15 protein-coding genes are annotated in these 14555 nt (G+C 67.9%); 7 read left to right on the top strand and 8 right to left on the bottom strand.

All coding sequences use genetic code 11. The features are described from left to right. The first annotated feature begins 229 nt into the window (after window positions 1–229). Window positions 230–2170, top strand: coding sequence for a hypothetical protein (locus ABMA10_RS16725; protein WP_347867969.1), 1941 nt, complete (start codon window positions 230–232; stop codon window positions 2168–2170). Window positions 2171–2255: 85 nt separating this feature from the next. On the opposite strand, the gene ABMA10_RS16720 is transcribed toward ABMA10_RS16725, so the two are convergent. Further along, a complete protein-coding gene (locus ABMA10_RS16720) occupies window positions 2256–2573 on the bottom strand; it encodes an ArsR/SmtB family transcription factor (RefSeq protein WP_347867968.1) in 318 nt (105 codons plus the stop codon). Next, the gene (locus tag ABMA10_RS16715; protein WP_347867967.1) at window positions 2570–3043 is read right to left on the bottom strand and encodes an SRPBCC domain-containing protein; all 474 of its coding nucleotides are present in this window, start codon (window positions 3041–3043) and stop codon (window positions 2570–2572) included. The genes ABMA10_RS16720 and ABMA10_RS16715 overlap by 4 nt, the downstream gene beginning before the upstream one ends. A gap of 118 nt (window positions 3044–3161) precedes the next feature. Between ABMA10_RS16715 and ABMA10_RS16710 the strand changes: the two genes are divergently transcribed. The 3 genes from ABMA10_RS16710 to ABMA10_RS16700 all read left to right on the top strand — a co-directional run bounded on the left by ABMA10_RS16710 (window position 3162) and on the right by ABMA10_RS16700 (window position 4419). Then, window positions 3162–3419 carry a DUF1653 domain-containing protein gene (locus tag ABMA10_RS16710; protein WP_347867966.1) on the top strand — a complete coding sequence of 86 codons (258 nt, stop codon included), beginning with the start codon at window positions 3162–3164 and terminating at the stop codon, window positions 3417–3419. 12 nt (window positions 3420–3431) lie between these two features. After that, window positions 3432–3920 (top strand): SRPBCC family protein, encoded by a 489-nt coding sequence (locus tag ABMA10_RS16705; RefSeq protein WP_347867965.1) that lies wholly within the window; start codon window positions 3432–3434, stop codon window positions 3918–3920. 121 nt (window positions 3921–4041) lie between these two features. Beyond that, window positions 4042–4419 carry a DUF7144 family membrane protein gene (locus tag ABMA10_RS16700; protein ID WP_347867964.1) on the top strand — a complete coding sequence of 126 codons (378 nt, stop codon included), beginning with the start codon at window positions 4042–4044 and terminating at the stop codon, window positions 4417–4419. Here the strand turns inward: ABMA10_RS16700 and ABMA10_RS16695 are convergent. Continuing rightward, window positions 4401–4724: a hypothetical protein gene (locus ABMA10_RS16695; RefSeq protein ID WP_347867963.1), complete on the bottom strand. Its 324-nt coding sequence runs from the start codon at window positions 4722–4724 to the stop codon at window positions 4401–4403. The genes ABMA10_RS16700 and ABMA10_RS16695 overlap by 19 nt on opposite strands. A gap of 72 nt (window positions 4725–4796) precedes the next feature. On the opposite strand from ABMA10_RS16695, the gene ABMA10_RS16690 reads away from it, so the two are divergent. Continuing rightward, window positions 4797–5147 carry a DUF6804 family protein gene (locus ABMA10_RS16690; RefSeq protein ID WP_347867962.1) on the top strand — a complete coding sequence of 117 codons (351 nt, stop codon included), beginning with the start codon at window positions 4797–4799 and terminating at the stop codon, window positions 5145–5147. A gap of 62 nt (window positions 5148–5209) precedes the next feature. Next, a complete protein-coding gene (locus ABMA10_RS16685; protein WP_347867961.1) occupies window positions 5210–6493 on the top strand; it encodes an FAD-binding protein in 1284 nt (427 codons plus the stop codon). 83 nt (window positions 6494–6576) lie between these two features. On the opposite strand, the gene ABMA10_RS16680 is transcribed toward ABMA10_RS16685, so the two are convergent. The 5 genes from ABMA10_RS16680 to ABMA10_RS16660 form a co-directional block, all read right to left on the bottom strand. After that, window positions 6577–7827, bottom strand: a complete 1251-nt coding sequence (locus ABMA10_RS16680) for a DDE-type integrase/transposase/recombinase (RefSeq protein ID WP_431030692.1) — start codon at window positions 7825–7827, stop codon at window positions 6577–6579. Between the two features lie 166 nt (window positions 7828–7993). Continuing rightward, window positions 7994–8656: a pentapeptide repeat-containing protein gene (locus ABMA10_RS16675; protein WP_347867960.1), complete on the bottom strand. Its 663-nt coding sequence runs from the start codon at window positions 8654–8656 to the stop codon at window positions 7994–7996. Between the two features lie 80 nt (window positions 8657–8736). Continuing rightward, a complete protein-coding gene (locus ABMA10_RS16670) occupies window positions 8737–9021 on the bottom strand; it encodes a hypothetical protein (RefSeq protein WP_347867959.1) in 285 nt (94 codons plus the stop codon). Window positions 9022–9030: 9 nt separating this feature from the next. After that, the gene (locus ABMA10_RS16665; RefSeq protein ID WP_347867958.1) at window positions 9031–9282 is read right to left on the bottom strand and encodes a hypothetical protein; all 252 of its coding nucleotides are present in this window, start codon (window positions 9280–9282) and stop codon (window positions 9031–9033) included. A 4-nt stretch (window positions 9283–9286) separates the two neighbouring features. Continuing rightward, a complete protein-coding gene (locus tag ABMA10_RS16660) occupies window positions 9287–10780 on the bottom strand; it encodes an SDR family NAD(P)-dependent oxidoreductase (RefSeq protein WP_347867957.1) in 1494 nt (497 codons plus the stop codon). Between the two features lie 130 nt (window positions 10781–10910). Here ABMA10_RS16660 and ABMA10_RS16655 point away from each other — a divergent pair, with 130 nt between their 5' ends. Beyond that, window positions 10911–14546 carry a DEAD/DEAH box helicase gene (locus ABMA10_RS16655; RefSeq protein ID WP_347867956.1) on the top strand — a complete coding sequence of 1212 codons (3636 nt, stop codon included), beginning with the start codon at window positions 10911–10913 and terminating at the stop codon, window positions 14544–14546. Window positions 14547–14555 lie beyond the last annotated feature (9 nt).

Genomic DNA, 14555 nt, shown 5'->3' with positions numbered 1-14555 from the left:
CCACCTTGGCGGCGGATGTCGGTTTTGGCAATGGACCTGGGTCCATTGCCTCCACGATTCGGTCGCAGTGCCCGACGCACGTACGTCACCCCGATAGGCGACGTAGGCCCATGGTCCGGCCGCCACGGACCCCCGAGCATGAGTGAGACGACCTCCTCGTCTTCGCGAGTCGCGAACGAGCCCCGATACGCGGGGCTCCGGGAGTGGTCGCACCGAACAGGGGTAGGACATGTTGAAGAAGCTCGTGACGGCGGTGGGGGTGGCGGCGATGGTTGGCACGCTCATCCTGAGTGGTGGGGGTGCGGCAACGGCTGCAGGCCTCGATCCGGCGACGACCGAATCGCCGAGCGACGAGGCCACGGTGCCTGCCGAGCCGACGACTCCCGCGGCCGAGCCGGCGGAGGCGGCCGGAGCGACCGGCCCTGTGCTGCCTGACGCTGGGCCGAGCGCCGTAGCGGAGGAACCCGAGTCCCCCGCTGCGGTGCCGAGCGCTGCGGACGAGGAGCCGGCGGAGGAGGAGCCGGCAGCGGACGAACCCGCAGCGGACGAACCCGATCCCTCTGACGTCGAGGCGGGGGAGGAGCGTCAGGGGCGGATCTACGTGAGCTTCAACCTCGACCGACTCTCGCTCGCCGATGGCCGTGTGCGCAACACGACCAGGGGCACGGCCTCCGCGGTGCCCAGCACTGTCACCGGCGCGGCGACAGACGTCTACAACGTGACCGGTCAGTTCAACGGACCGGAATCGAAGGGTCTCGACCTCACCACGGCTTACCGCATCGACCAGCAGCTCGACGAGGCCTCCACGTTCTGGGTCTCCGCTCACGTGTACGAGTCCCGCGGCTCCGTCTGGGCGGAATGCGGCGTCTCCAACGGCGATCCGGATGCCGGGGGCGAGTATGCCACCCAGTTCGTGTGTACGCCCGACTACCATCAGACGTTCCCGAACGGGAAGGTGACCTTCAACATCTCGATGAACCGCGACGCGGAGGCCACCGGGATCGTCAAGACCGTCGGCAAGGTCTCGCTGCTGACGGGAACCTTCGAGTCCGAGGTGCCGTACCACAAGGACGGTACCGCCGAGGTGCCCGCGAACTCATCGACGTCGTTCAACGTCGTGCTCCGACAAGGTGACGATCCTGTGGGAACGAAGAACGCCGCGACGGGTGTGTTCATCTACCGGATAGCGGAAAACGGTACACCGTCGCAGTTCTACGTCGCCGGTTCCATCCAGACCGTCCGCGGAGGAAAATTCACTCCACACAGCTCGTGCAAGGTCTACGACGGTGATCCTCGCGCCTCGAGCCTCCCGCTCGCGGCGCAGACGGCGGAGGCCGCAGCAGCGTTCGATTGCCGGAGCTTCCCCGACCGGACCATCGACTGGAACGGCCACCACGAGTTCACCTTCGAAGTCGTGCGGCGCCAGACGACCATCGTCACCAACCCGCTCCAGCAGAAGGCCCTGCTCAGCGCGCATTGCACGGGAGACGCCGTGAACTGCAGCTATGCCCTCGCAACGGTCACAGACACCTGGGGCAAGGGCCGGGAGGTCTCGGCGAGGTACAACAACGCGACGGATGTCGCGACCAGTTCCACCTATGCGATCGGTTCATCGGAAACAATCACCGTCACCGGCGGTATGGAGTACGCCTTCGGGTTCGAGTACGATACGTTCGTCTGGGGCAAGGTCACCGGAAGCATCAAGGCGAGCTGGAGCAAGTCGACGGCGAAGTCGACGTCCACCGTCAGCACCTATGTGATCCCGATCCCCGCACACCACAGCGGCTGGCTTGAAGCGACGCCTGCGATGGTGCATACGGAGGGTTCGATCATCGTGTTCGACGGCGCGCGCTACTTCGAGATGCCGAATGTCAGTGCCGACCTCCCCGCGGGCGGCGATCGCTGGGACTACACCGTCCGCAACGCGGCGTTCATCGGCCAAGAACCGGGCGCAGGTGGCGGTACGGGAACACCAGGCGGCTCCGTCGACCTCGGATCACTCACTCCCGGACAGGGCGCGGCTGCTCCGAACACGTTCGACCGCACCTTGGCGCGGACCGGTTCCGACAACGTGTTCGCGAGCACGCTGGCCGTGGCCGCCCTGCTCGGCGTCGGATCCCTCCTGCTGCTGGTGCACCGCGGTTCGGTTCGCCGCGGACGGCGATCGTGAGCTGAGCCAGACGGCACCCGACGCGGGTGTGCGTGTCGAGTGGTCCTCGGCGCGTGCACCCGCGTTCCGGTGTCTCCGTTGCCCTCTACGGGCTCTCCGCGATGTGTTTGATCGCAGCCAGGCGACGGTCCCATCCGGCGCCGATCGCGTCGAGGCGCTTGGCGGTGTCGTTCAGCTGGGCGCCGACGACCCGGAAACGGACCTCGCGGCCTACCCGCAACGGCTCGACGAGGCCGACGGCCTGCAGGACCGCGAGGTGCTTCGCGATGGCCTGACGGGTGACCGGGAGGCGCTCGGCGAGAGCGGATGCCGAGGCGTCGCCCTCGCCGAGCGCCTCCAGGATGCTCCAGCGGGTCTCGTCACCCAGGGCGGCGAACACGGGGATCAGTGTCGCAGTGGTCATGCGCTGCCCTCCAGCAGATGTACAAGCTCGTCGAGCTCCGAGTTCCAGCCCTCCTGATGGCTGGTGAGGTTCGCCGACGGATCGCTCGTCGTCTCGAAGCCCGTTTCGACGACCTGCAGCTGCGTGCCGCCGTCGACGGACTCGAGGGTGAAGGTGAAGACCGTCGAATGCGCGTCATCGACCGTGTCCGGGACGACATCGAGTGCGTCGTCTCCGCACCAGCGATAGGCGACGAGGCGCGGGGCGTCCATCGCCTCGATACGGAAGGGGATCGATCCGTGGTCGGGCCACGACAGGGTGCCTTCCGCGCCGACGCCGGAGCCTCGCAACTCGGCCTGGCCGAACCACTGCGAGATGAGCGCCGGCTCCGTCACGGTGGCCCAGACCCGTTCGATGGGTGCGCTGATACGGATGGTCCGTCGGACAGTGAACGCGTCCTCGTCGATGGTGGCTTCCTGGTTACTCGTCATGTGCTCCATGATGTTCCTCTCGTCGATGAATGGCAACCCTGCGGTTGCATGAGAGATCGTAACCTGCAACTTTGAAGTTGCACAAGTGGTGATCGCGTGGACTGGCTAGACTCGCGACATGAGTGAGCAGCCGCACACGACCGGCGCCGACGACGACTGGACGTCCGGCGTCGAACCCGGCTGGTATCGCCACTTCAAGGGCGCCAGATACGAGGTGATCGGCGTCGGCCGCCACAGCGAGACCGAAGAGCCCTACGTCTTCTACCGGACGTCCACCACGCCGCCGACCTCGTGGGTCCGCCCCCTCGCCATGTTCGTCGAGCCGGTCTCCCGCGATGGTTACGACGGCCCCCGCTTCACTCGCATCACCGACTGAGAGAGCCGCGCCATGTCTGCGATCGACGAACAGCCAACCCCCACCGACGCCCGCGATCTGCTCGTCGAGCGCATCATCCGAGCACCGAGATCAGCCGTGTGGGCCGCGTGGACCGACCCGGTCCAGCTCGCACGATGGTGGGTGCCAGCGCCCGCCGAGTGTCGCGTCCTCGAACTGGAGCTGTGGCCCGGTGGCTCGTTCCGCACCGAGTTCAGTGAGGACGGCGGCGGGTTCGGACCTCAGATCACCGGATGCGTGCTCGAAGTCCTCCCCGAGCAGCGGCTCGTGTGGACCACAGCGCTCGTTGCGGGATGGCGTCCGGCCGAGCAGCCGTTCATCTCCGCGATCATCGAGTTCGACGATCATCCAGATGGGACGCGGTACCGGGCGACCGCGCTGCACAGCGACCTGGCACAACGGGACCTGCACCTCGAACTGGGCTTCCACGCCGGGTGGGGCATCGTCACTGAGCAGCTCGCGGCACTCGTCGAACCGGCCTGAGAGCCGCAACAAGAAATCGGCCGCGCGAAGGACCTGGCGCAGATATGCGCTGCACCGCTACAGTCGGGTCATCGCGATCCGGCAGCGGTGGGATCGCACGCCCGAGGAGAGGGCGGGCACCATGGCGAAACGACCCGGAGGCGTCACACTCGTCGCAGTGATCGTGTGGATCCAAGGGTTCCTGAGCGCATTCGGCGGGTTCCTCCTGATGGTCGGCGCGAACACACCGAACGGCACGATGTCCGGCTTCAACTTCATCGGGCTGATCTCACTCGTCCTCGGGATCGTGACGATCATCGTCGGCGTCGGCCTGCTCCGTGGCTCCAGCACCGCACGGGTGCTGACCACACTCGTCCTCGTGTTGTCGATCGCCAGCGCGATCTACGCGATGATCGCCACCGGGAACGTGGCCACGCAGATCATCAGTGCACTGCTCGCCGTCATCGGTCTGATACTGCTCTACACGAAGGCGGCGTCCGACTACTTCCGCTCAGCCTGAGCGGTACCCGACGCGGCCGGCTCCGGCACCAGGATCATGCCGCCAGGCGTGTACGAGGTGTCGAGCAGCGCGTTCACCCAGTCATGGTTGATCCGCGGCTCCGCCTGGGCGAACTGGAACTGCAACGGGACGGAACTCGCGATCCAGAGGCTCACCCGTCCGCCACCATCCGCCGGCTCCTTCGTCCACTCCAGGTAGAACGACTCCTGCCGGCGCAGTTTGTTGCCGACTGCGGCTCTGAGGTGCGCGAGCGTGCGGTCGTCGAAGTCGTAGTGACTGTTCGTGCCGTAGATGAGTACGCCCATGGTCCGATTGTGCCCCACGAGCGCCCATGAGGGGCGCGGCGACGCCCCGGCCGCGGCACGTAAACTCGTGGGATGCCCAGTCCGACCCCCGCACCAGCACCCTTCGCGCTCCGTCCGGCGCTCATCCCCGGGATCCTCGGTGCGGTCGCGCTCATGCTCGGCCTCGCGCTGATCGAACTCGACGCCTTCACGATCGTGCGCTTCGTCGTCAGCATCCTGGCGCTCATCATGGCGGTGTTCGCGTGGCAGGCGAAGCAGCCCCTGTGGATGATCCCCACCATCCTCGTGGCCATCGTCTGGAACCCGGTCCTGCCGCTGCCGTTCAGCGGAATACCCTGGATCGTCGCGCAGTTCCTGGCCGGTGTGGCGTTGGTGGCGACCGGCATCCTGCTGCAGAACAAGCACACCGCCACCGGCGCCTGAGAAAGTTTTCCGGTTCGGTCGGGTTCCGACGACGGCGTCCGCGGCTCTGGCAAGCTGTCGACATGACGCTTGAACGCAACTGGGCCGGCACGCACACCTTCGCCGCGCCACGCATCGTGAACGCCACGTCGGTCGACGAGGTCCGACGTCTCGTGGGCGACGCAGCCCGCGCCGGGACCCGGGTGCGTGCGCTCGGGACGAGGCATTCGTTCACCGACCTCGCCGACTCCGACGGCACCCTCGTCACGGTGATCGACATCCCGGCCGACCCCGTACTCGACGAGGCGGCAGGCACCATGACGATCGGTGCAGGCACCCGCTACGGCATCGCAGCCGCCTGGCTCGCCGAGCGCGGGCTCGCGCTCCACAACATGGGATCGCTGCCGCACATCTCCGTCGGCGGTGCGATCGCCACGGGCACGCACGGGTCCGGGAACGGCAACGGTGTGTTGTCGACGGCGGTGAGCGGCCTCGAGTACGTCGACGCGCAGGGGGAGCTGGTGCGCGTGCGCCGGGGCGACCCCGGATTCGACGGGCTCGTCGTGGGCCTCGGTGCGTACGGCATCGTCGTGCGCGTGACGCTCGACGTCCAGCCCGCCTACCGGGTACGCCAGGACGTCTACCGCGACGTGCCGTGGGACGCGGTGCTCGCCGACTTCGAAGCGTCGACCGGTGCCGCCTACAGCGTGAGCATCTTCACCAACTGGCTCGGCGACACGATCGAGCAGGTCTGGTGGAAGACCCGTCTTGCTCCCGGGGACGACGCCCTGCCCCTCGTCCCGGCCTCGTGGCTCGGCGCCGAACGCGACCCGCTGACGGCCGGCAACCTGGTCGAGACCGACCCGAACAACCTCACGCTGCAGGGCGGGGTCCCGGGCGACTGGTGGGAGCGACTCCCGCACTTCCGGCTGGAGTCGACTCCCAGCAACGGCGACGAGATCCAGACCGAGTACTTCATCGACCGCGCGGACGGGCCGGCGGCGATCGCAGCGCTCAGGGCGATCGGCGATCGCATCGCACCGTTGCTCCTCGTGACCGAACTCCGTACGGCGGCCGCCGACAAGCTCTGGCTCAGCGGGGCGTATCACCGCGAGATGCTCGCCGTGCACTTCACCTGGCGGAACCTGCCGGAGGAGGTCCGTGCCATCCTGCCGGCGATCGAGGAGGTACTCGCGCCGTTCGACGCCCGTCCGCACTGGGGCAAGCTCAACCTGCTGACCGCGGAGCGCATCGCCGAGGTGAGCCCGCGTCTCGCCGACGCCCGCGACCTCTTCGAGCAACTCGACCCGGCCGGCACCTTCTCGAACGCGCACCTGGAGCGCATCGGAGTCCGTCTCCCGCGCTGATCGTCCGCCCCGTCCCAGCGCGGTGCGCTGGACCGAGCGCGGGGTATTGGCGCGGGCGCGGGGCTCTGGAGGGGTGTGATGTCTCAGGACTTCGTGGACACAACGCTGTTCTTGGTCGTTCGTGTTCGGCCGTGGGCGGGGCGGCCTTCGTTGCGTGATGGCATGGGTTGGGTGCGGATCATGGTGCCGTGGTGGTCGTAGAACGTGATCTGCTGAGCGTCCCAGATCGCGTGGACGGTGTGACCGATGAATGCTGTCCCGGGGCGGAACGTGCGACCGAGGAGGTAGGTTCTGCCGCCTGACGTGACAACACATTCAGCTTCGCCGGGTGGTAGGGCTGTGAGGGCGTTGCGGGCGGCGTGGATCTCGATCGCGGTGGGTTGCGGGGTCGGTGACGGGGCAGCCGGGGTGCGATCCCAGGCCTCTTTCGGGGTTTGCCGGTCGGTGAGCGATTGGTGTTCGCGGAGCGTGTTGTAGGACACGTCGAAGACGTTCACGAGGGTTTGCAGTTCCTCGATCGTCGCGGCTGGCGGTTTGGCGTTGAGGAAGCGGTGCAGTGTGCGGTGGAAGCGTTCGTTCTTGCCTTGCGTGGTGGGTTTGTAGGGCTTCCCCGTGATCGTCTCGACGCCGAGCGAGGCGAGGTAATCGATGAGCTGGTTGGAATGCCCCCGACGCGTGGGATTGAACGCGACACCATTGTCTGACAGGAACTTCTGTGGTGCTCCGTGATGGTTGATCGCCTGGGTCACGACACGCAATGCAGCCTCTCCGGTCTCTGCCCGGGCGACCAACGACGCGAGCGCGAGACGGGAATGATCGTCGATGATCTGGAAGATCGTGCAGAGCGAACCGTCAGTAAGCGTCCACTCGGTTGCATCGATTTGCCACAAACAGTTCGGGGCTGGATAGACGAACCGACGAAACGCGCTCCGGGGCCGCTTCCGAGGCTCCGCCTCGACCACGCCCGCACGAACGAAGATCCGCGCCAAGGTGGCCCGTGAGGGCAACTCCTGGAAGCCCATCCGCCGCAACCTCGCGATCACACTCAACGGGCCGAAATCCCACCCCTCTGCACGCAATCGCGCCCGAACACTGATGGCGAGATCGACGATCTCGTCGCTCGTCCGAGCCGGACTCGACCGAGGCCTCGTGGATGTCGGAGCGACGACCTCGAACACACCATCTGCCGCAGCCCGGGCGCGGATCTTGTAGAACCAAGACCGCGAAACACCATGCTCCTCGCAGAACGCCGAGACCGCACCCCGGCCCGCATCATCAGGCCACGATGCCACGAGCAAACGAACCTTCGGAGATGGACGCTTCGGTATCGACATGCTCCACCGAACCGCGGAAGTGTCCACGAACTCCTGAGACACACTGTCCACGAAGTCCTGAGACAGAAGTGTCCACGATGTCCTGAGACTTCACAGGGCTCTGGAGGGGCGCGCTGGCGCCAGTGGGGTGCGGTGGGACCAGCGCACCGCGCTGGCAGTCGGACGGCTAGTCTTCGACTCGGATGCCGAACTGCTCGGCGAACATCGCTGCGAGTTCGGCGACCTGGAAGGACGTCATCGTGGCGCCACGAAGGTGTTCGAGCCCCGCGATGCGACGGAGCTCGAGGGTGCGCAGATCGACGTCGATGAGCTTTGCGCGGGTGACGTCGAGACTGTTGAGCGTGCAATCGACGAACGAGACCCGCGTCGCGCTGGCGTCGGCGAGGTCCAATTCGTCGATCGAGCAGTTCGTGAACAGGACGTCCTGGAGCACCGCGCCGCGCAGGTTCACGAACCCGAGCTTCGAGTTCGAGATGTGCACGGATTGCCAGTTCGCGTCGTAGCAGTCGGCGGAACCGATGCGCGATCCATCGATCTCGACGTCGCGGAAGCGGGAGCGCGGCGCCAGGAAGATCGGCGCGTTGACCCGCTCGAGACGGGTGTCGAGGAAGGACGCCGCGCGGAAGTCGGTCTGGTGGGCCGTGATCTCCGTGAACGACGACTCCGAGACGGTGATGCCGGACAGGTCGCGGTGCGAGAGGTCGAGGTCGGAGAACCGCAGGCCCTCGAGACCCTCGTGCGCTTCAAGAGCCGTCTCCTCACCGTCGCTCAGGCCCAGCAGACGCACTGCATCGAGTCGTGGGGCGGTCGTTCCGGCGCGCTTGGCCATGCGGGGTGCTCCTGTCATGCGGTGCTCGGGGGTGCTCGCTCAGCCTACGGCCGGCCACCGACCCCTCTCGAAGCCCGCTCTCAGGCCGTTGTGATCCGACCGGGCCGGAACGGGAGCCAGGGCGCGCGGTAGACGAGCGAGGTCTCGACGCCCTCCGTGAGCGTCGTCCGCGCCGTCCCGAAGCGCCACACGCGGTTGAAGAGGAACACTTCGAACACCACCTGGGAGCCGGACACCTGCCAGCTGCCCGTACCCCACTGCGCCGGTTGCCCTCGGCCGTCGAACACGACCGTCGGGCGCTGCAGGGCGCCGTACCAGGGGCGACGGAGGGTGACCTCGACTCGGTGGGCGGCTTCGCTGCTCATCAGCCCAGCCTAGGGCGACGGCCGACGGTGACGTGGCGCCGGGGCGGGAGGCACCGTCTTCGCGGCGATCACCTCTCGGAAGGCGACCGTCACCGCTCCGCGCTCCGTGGAGATCGTGCAGGAGTCGTCCGAACGATCGGAGAGCTCGCCAAGTGCATCGCTCGCGCCGGCTTCGGAGCCGGCGGGCAGCGCGTACCTGACGACCACACGGGCCCCGACGGGGACCTGGCGCAGGAAGGCGACAGCGGGAGGGCCGATCATCTGCTCACCAGGAGCTCGGGCGGTAGTCCTTCAGGAAGACGCCGAACAGGTTCTCGCCCGCCTCGCCGCGCACGATGGGGTCGTAGACGCGGGCTGCGCCGTCGACGAGGTCGAGTGGGGCATGGAAGCCCTCCTCTGCCAGTCGGACCTTCGTGGGGTGCGGGCGCTCGTCGGTGATCCAGCCGGTGTCGACGCTCGTCATGAGGATGCCGTCGGTCTCGAACATCTCGCGCGCACTCGTGCGGGTCAACATGTTGAGAGCCGCCTTGGCCATGTTCGTGTGCGGGTGGCCTGGTCCCTTGTAGCCGCGACCGAAGACGCCCTCCATCGCGGAGACGTTGACGACGTAGGTGCGGTCGAACTCCGACGCCGACATCGACGCGCGCAGTCGGCTGATGAGGATGAACGGTGCGGTCGCGTTGGCGAGCTGCACCTCCAGCATCTCGATGGGCTCGACCTGGTCGACGTTCTGCACCCAGCTGTTGCTGTGATCGACGTCTGGGACGAGTCCGCCGGCGTCGATCGCGGTACCCGCCGCGAGTCGTTCGAGCGAGGACGACCCTGCGGTCATCGCGGCCTCGGTGAGGGCGTCGGCTTTCGCGGCGGCCGCAGCGAGGATCGGGTGCGCCGACACCGATGCCGCGAGCGACAGCGGGTGGGCGTCGTTGGTGTGGCCGAAGGTGACGAGTTCGGGCAGCGGTCCGTCCGGTAGGGGAGCGAGCTCGGCGTCGACGAGCGGCTGGTACGCGCCCTTCGTGCGGCGGACCGTCTGGGCCGCATTGTTGATGAGGATGTCGAGTGGCCCCTGCTCGGCGACGGAGTCGGCCAGGGCGATGACCTGGGCGGGGTCGCGGAGGTCGATTCCGACGACGCGCAGGCGGTGCAGCCAGTCGCCACTGTCCGGCAGGGCACTGAAACGACGGACGGCATCGCGTGGGAAGCGCGTCGTGATCGTGGTGTGGGCGCCGTCGCGTAGGAGACGCAGCGCGATGTACATGCCGATCTTCGCGCGACCTCCGGTGAGCAGTGCCCGTTTTCCGGTGAGGTCGGTGCGGGCTTCGCGCTTCGCATGACTCATCGCTGCACAGTTCGGGCACAGCTGGTGGTAGAACGCGTCGACCGTGGTGTACGGCTGCTTGCAGATGTAGCAGTTGCGCGGGACGAGGAGCTCGCCGGCGGTGGGGGACGACGTGGTCGTGGCGAGCGGGATCCCGCGGGTCTCATCGTCGATGCGGTCGGGGGCGCCGGTCGCGGTGGCGGCGATGACCGCGCGGTCGGCATCGGCGATGCGGGCGCGACGATCGAGTCGACGCTCCTTCTTGACCGCCTTGAACATCTTCGCGGTCGCTCGCCGCACCTGCAGGTAGTCGGGGTGCTCCTCGTCCATGACGGCCATGCTCTGCAGGACGCGGAGCGTGACCTCGAGGTCGGTGGGGTCGATGCCCGCGTCGTCGCCGGGAGCGTGGTTCGTCGGCTCGTCGTGGGGGAGGGAGGTCATTGCTTCATTCTACGAGCCGTACGCGGGCGTCTGGTGCTGAGCGTCCTCCACGGGGTGTGCGACGGGGAGCGCGCTCCACAGCACGGAAACGGCGGGGAACCGTGTCCGAGCTGCGTGAGACGATTGGGCCATGACCGTCGAACACGCCCCGCTCGTCGACGTGGCCGACATCATCCGCCTCGTCGGGCGGGTCGCGTTCGATCGCGGGCGCAACTATGCGCGCGACGGCAGGGTCACCGCGGCGGACTGGCACGACGACAAACGACGCGTGCACGGCATCGTCGAGGGTTCGACGGACGTCCCCTACGCATGCATCATCGACCTCGGCGACGATGCCACCGGGTTCGCCCGCATCGAGGGCAGCGCCTGCTCCTGTCCCGTCCGCGGGGACTGCAAGCACGTCGCGGCCACCTTGCTGCGGAGCAACGCCGATCGCCTTCGCTCGGAGGGGCGCGCCGAGCGATGGGTGGCGCCGGCGCCGCGCGAGTCGGCTCCGCCCGCACCGGCCGGGCGCTGGTCCGCGCTGAGCGACGATCCGGAGCTCGACGAGTCGTGGACGCAGCCGCCCATGTACGCGTCCGACGAGTTCGGCAGTCCAGCCGCGCTCGATGCGCTGCCGGCCGCGTGGCGTTCTGAGGCGGAGCGTCGATCCGCTCGCTGGGCTCCGAGTCCACCCACCCCACCCGAACCACCGAGCTGGCGGAGACGCCTCGACTCGCTCGCCGGCGACGGTGGGCGCAACACCCCGCCGACCGCGATGGGCCTGCAGTTCGAGGTCCGCGAGAGCATCCCCCGAACGGCTGAGCGCTGGCGCGGACCAACGTCACGCACGGCGGACGGCCCGCCCGAGTCCGCACACCCTCGCCGGATCGCCGTCCGCCCCGTCATCCGGAAGCCGACCGGGGGCTTCGTCAAGTCGACCATCTCCTGGACCTCCTTCACCCACCAGGCCCACCGCCTGTCGCTCGACCCCGCGCATCAGCAGTGGTTCACACAGTTCCAAGCACTCCTCCGTGCGACGCGCCCACCGGCCGGTGGGTATGCAGGGGTCGGCGACACCGACTGGCTCGTGCTCGACGACTTCGGCAGTCCGGTGCTCTGGCATCTGCTGGAGGAGGCGGCGCACCTCGGGATCGAACTCGTGGGCACCCGCAAGGGCACTGTCGTCGTCGGCGGTGCGGGCGCCGTCCGCCTCGACGCGGCGCACGACGACCACGGTCTCGTGCTCCGGCCGGTCGTCTCGATAGCCGGAAGCGATGTCGACGCGACCACGAGTGGCACCATAGGCGACCACGGTCTGTACCACTATGCACTCGAGCCCCACCAGGCGATCATGCTCGCCCCGCTCGCCGAACCGCTCTCGGACGAAGCCCGGGGCCTCCTCGGACCAGGGGAGCCGGTCGTCGTGCCGGCGGCCGAGGTGCCGGAGTTCCTCCAGCACTACGTGCCCCGCCTCCGCCGCACCATCGCGCTCAGCTCCGACGACGGCGCGATCGCGCTCCCGGAGATCGTGCCACCCGTCCTCGTCCTCGCCGCGTCGTTCGAGCCCAAGCAGGTCCTGCGTCTCTCGTGGGCGTGGCAGTACGCCCCTGATCAGCGCGTCCCCATCGTCGGAGAGCCGCCCGCGCTCGCTGCCGGGAGACCGCTCGCCCAAACGGTTCCGCACGGCGCACCCGCCCCCACCGCGCTCGCCGGAGCCGCCACGGCGGACATCCTCCGCGACGAACGCACCGAGCGCGCGATCCTCGACCGTGTCGGCGCCGCGATCGCCGCAGCAGCCGAACCGGAACGCCGCGCGATCTCCGCGGGATCACTCGACGAGCTCACGACGCCGGGCATCTGGCCGCCGAGGCCGCAACAGCTGGCCGGTTTCGACGCCGCGCTCATCACCGAACGGACGATCCCGGTCCTCGAAGGCCTCGACGACGTCCTGGTCGAGATCCACGGAGACCGCCCCGAGTACCGCGAGCTCACCGGGACCCCGCACATCTCCGTCACCACCGTCGAGACGGAGCAACGCGACTGGTTCGACCTCGGCATCGTCATCCACATCGGTGAGTACAGCATCCCGTTCGAACCGCTGTTCAAGGCGCTCTCGAAGGGCCGCACGAAACTGCTGATGGTGGACCACACCTACCTGTCGCTCGACCACCCGGCGTTCGACCGCCTGCGCGAGCTCCTCACCGAGGCGGCAACGCTGAAGGAGTGGGAGACGAAGCCGAGCATCAGCCGCTACCAGGCGAGCCTGTGGGAGGACTTCGAGGACCTCGCGGACGAGACCGAGCAGGCCGTGTCCTGGCGTGCGGCCGCTGCCGGCCTGAACGCGATCGACGAGGTCCCCGACACACCCCTCCCCGATGGTCTCGACGCCGCACTCCGGCCGTACCAGCTCGAGGGCTTCCGCTGGCTCGCGTTCCTCTGGCAGCAGGGTCTCGGCGGTATCCTCGCCGACGACATGGGTCTCGGCAAGACACTGCAGACGCTCGCGCTCATCGCGCATGCGCGGCAGACGACGGGACCCGGCGCGCCGCCGTTCCTGGTCGTGGCGCCCACCTCGGTGGTGTCCAACTGGGTCGCGGAAGCCGCCCGCTTCACCCCCGGGCTGGTCGTCCGCAGTATCGCGACGACCGAGGCGAAGGGCAGCTCCTCCATCGCAGCGCTCGCCGCCGGCGCTGATGTCGTCGTCACGAGCTATGCCCTGTTCCGCCTCGATGCGCCAGCTTACCAGTCGACCGAGTGGGCAGGTCTCATCCTCGACGAAGCGCAGTTCGTGAAGAACCACCGCGCGAAACTGCACGAGTGCGCGGTCGACCTCCGGGCGCCGTTCAAGCTCGCGATCACCGGAACCCCGATCGAGAACACCCTCATGGAACTGTGGTCGCTGTTGTCGATCGTGGCGCCCGGCTTGTTCGCTTCCGCGCCCCGCTTCACGGAGCACTACGTGAAGCCGATCGGCAAGGGACTCGACTCGAGCAGACTGCAGACCCTCCGGAAGCGCATCCGGCCGCTCCTCATGCGGCGGACCAAGGAGATGGTCGCGCCGGAGCTGCCGCCGAAGCAGGAGCAGGTCCTCCGCATCGAACTCGCGCCGGCGCACCGCAAGCTGTACGACCTCGTGCTGCAGCGTGAACGACAGAAGCTACTCGGCCTCGTCGACGACCTCGACCGCAACCGGTTCATCGTCTTCCGGTCGCTGACGCTGCTGCGCATGCTGAGTCTCGACGCGAGCCTGATCGATGCAGAGGAGCACGCCGGGATCCCGTCCAGCAAGCTCGACGCGCTCCTCGAGCAGCTCGACGACGTCGTGGCCGAAGGACATCGCGCGCTCATCTTCAGCCAGTTCACGAGCTTCCTCGGCACGGCCGCGCGTCGCCTGGAGGAGGAGGGCATCGCCTACGAGTACCTCGACGGCTCGACCAGACGCCGCAGCGAGGTCATCGACAGTTTCCGCACCGGGGACGCGCCCGTGTTCCTGATCAGTCTGAAAGCCGGTGGCTTCGGACTGAACCTCACCGAGGCCGACTACGTCTTCCTCCTCGACCCCTGGTGGAACCCGGCGGCCGAAGCGCAGGCGATCGACCGGACACACCGGATCGGGCAGACGCAGAACGTGATGGTCTACCGGCTCGTGGCAGCAGACACCATCGAGGAGAAGGTGATGGCGTTGCAGGCGAAGAAGTCGGAGCTCTTCGCCGCTGTGCTCGACGACGACGCCGTCTTCAGTCAGGCGCTCACCGCCGACGACATCCGCGGCCTGCTCGAATGATCTTCCGGC

Origin of the sequence: Plantibacter sp. RU18, assembly GCF_050613355.1 — a bacterium.
Classification (GTDB): domain Bacteria; phylum Actinomycetota; class Actinomycetes; order Actinomycetales; family Microbacteriaceae; genus Plantibacter.
The sequence above is the reverse complement of the archived record's forward strand: the minus strand, read 5'-3'. Positions and strand labels throughout refer to the sequence as shown.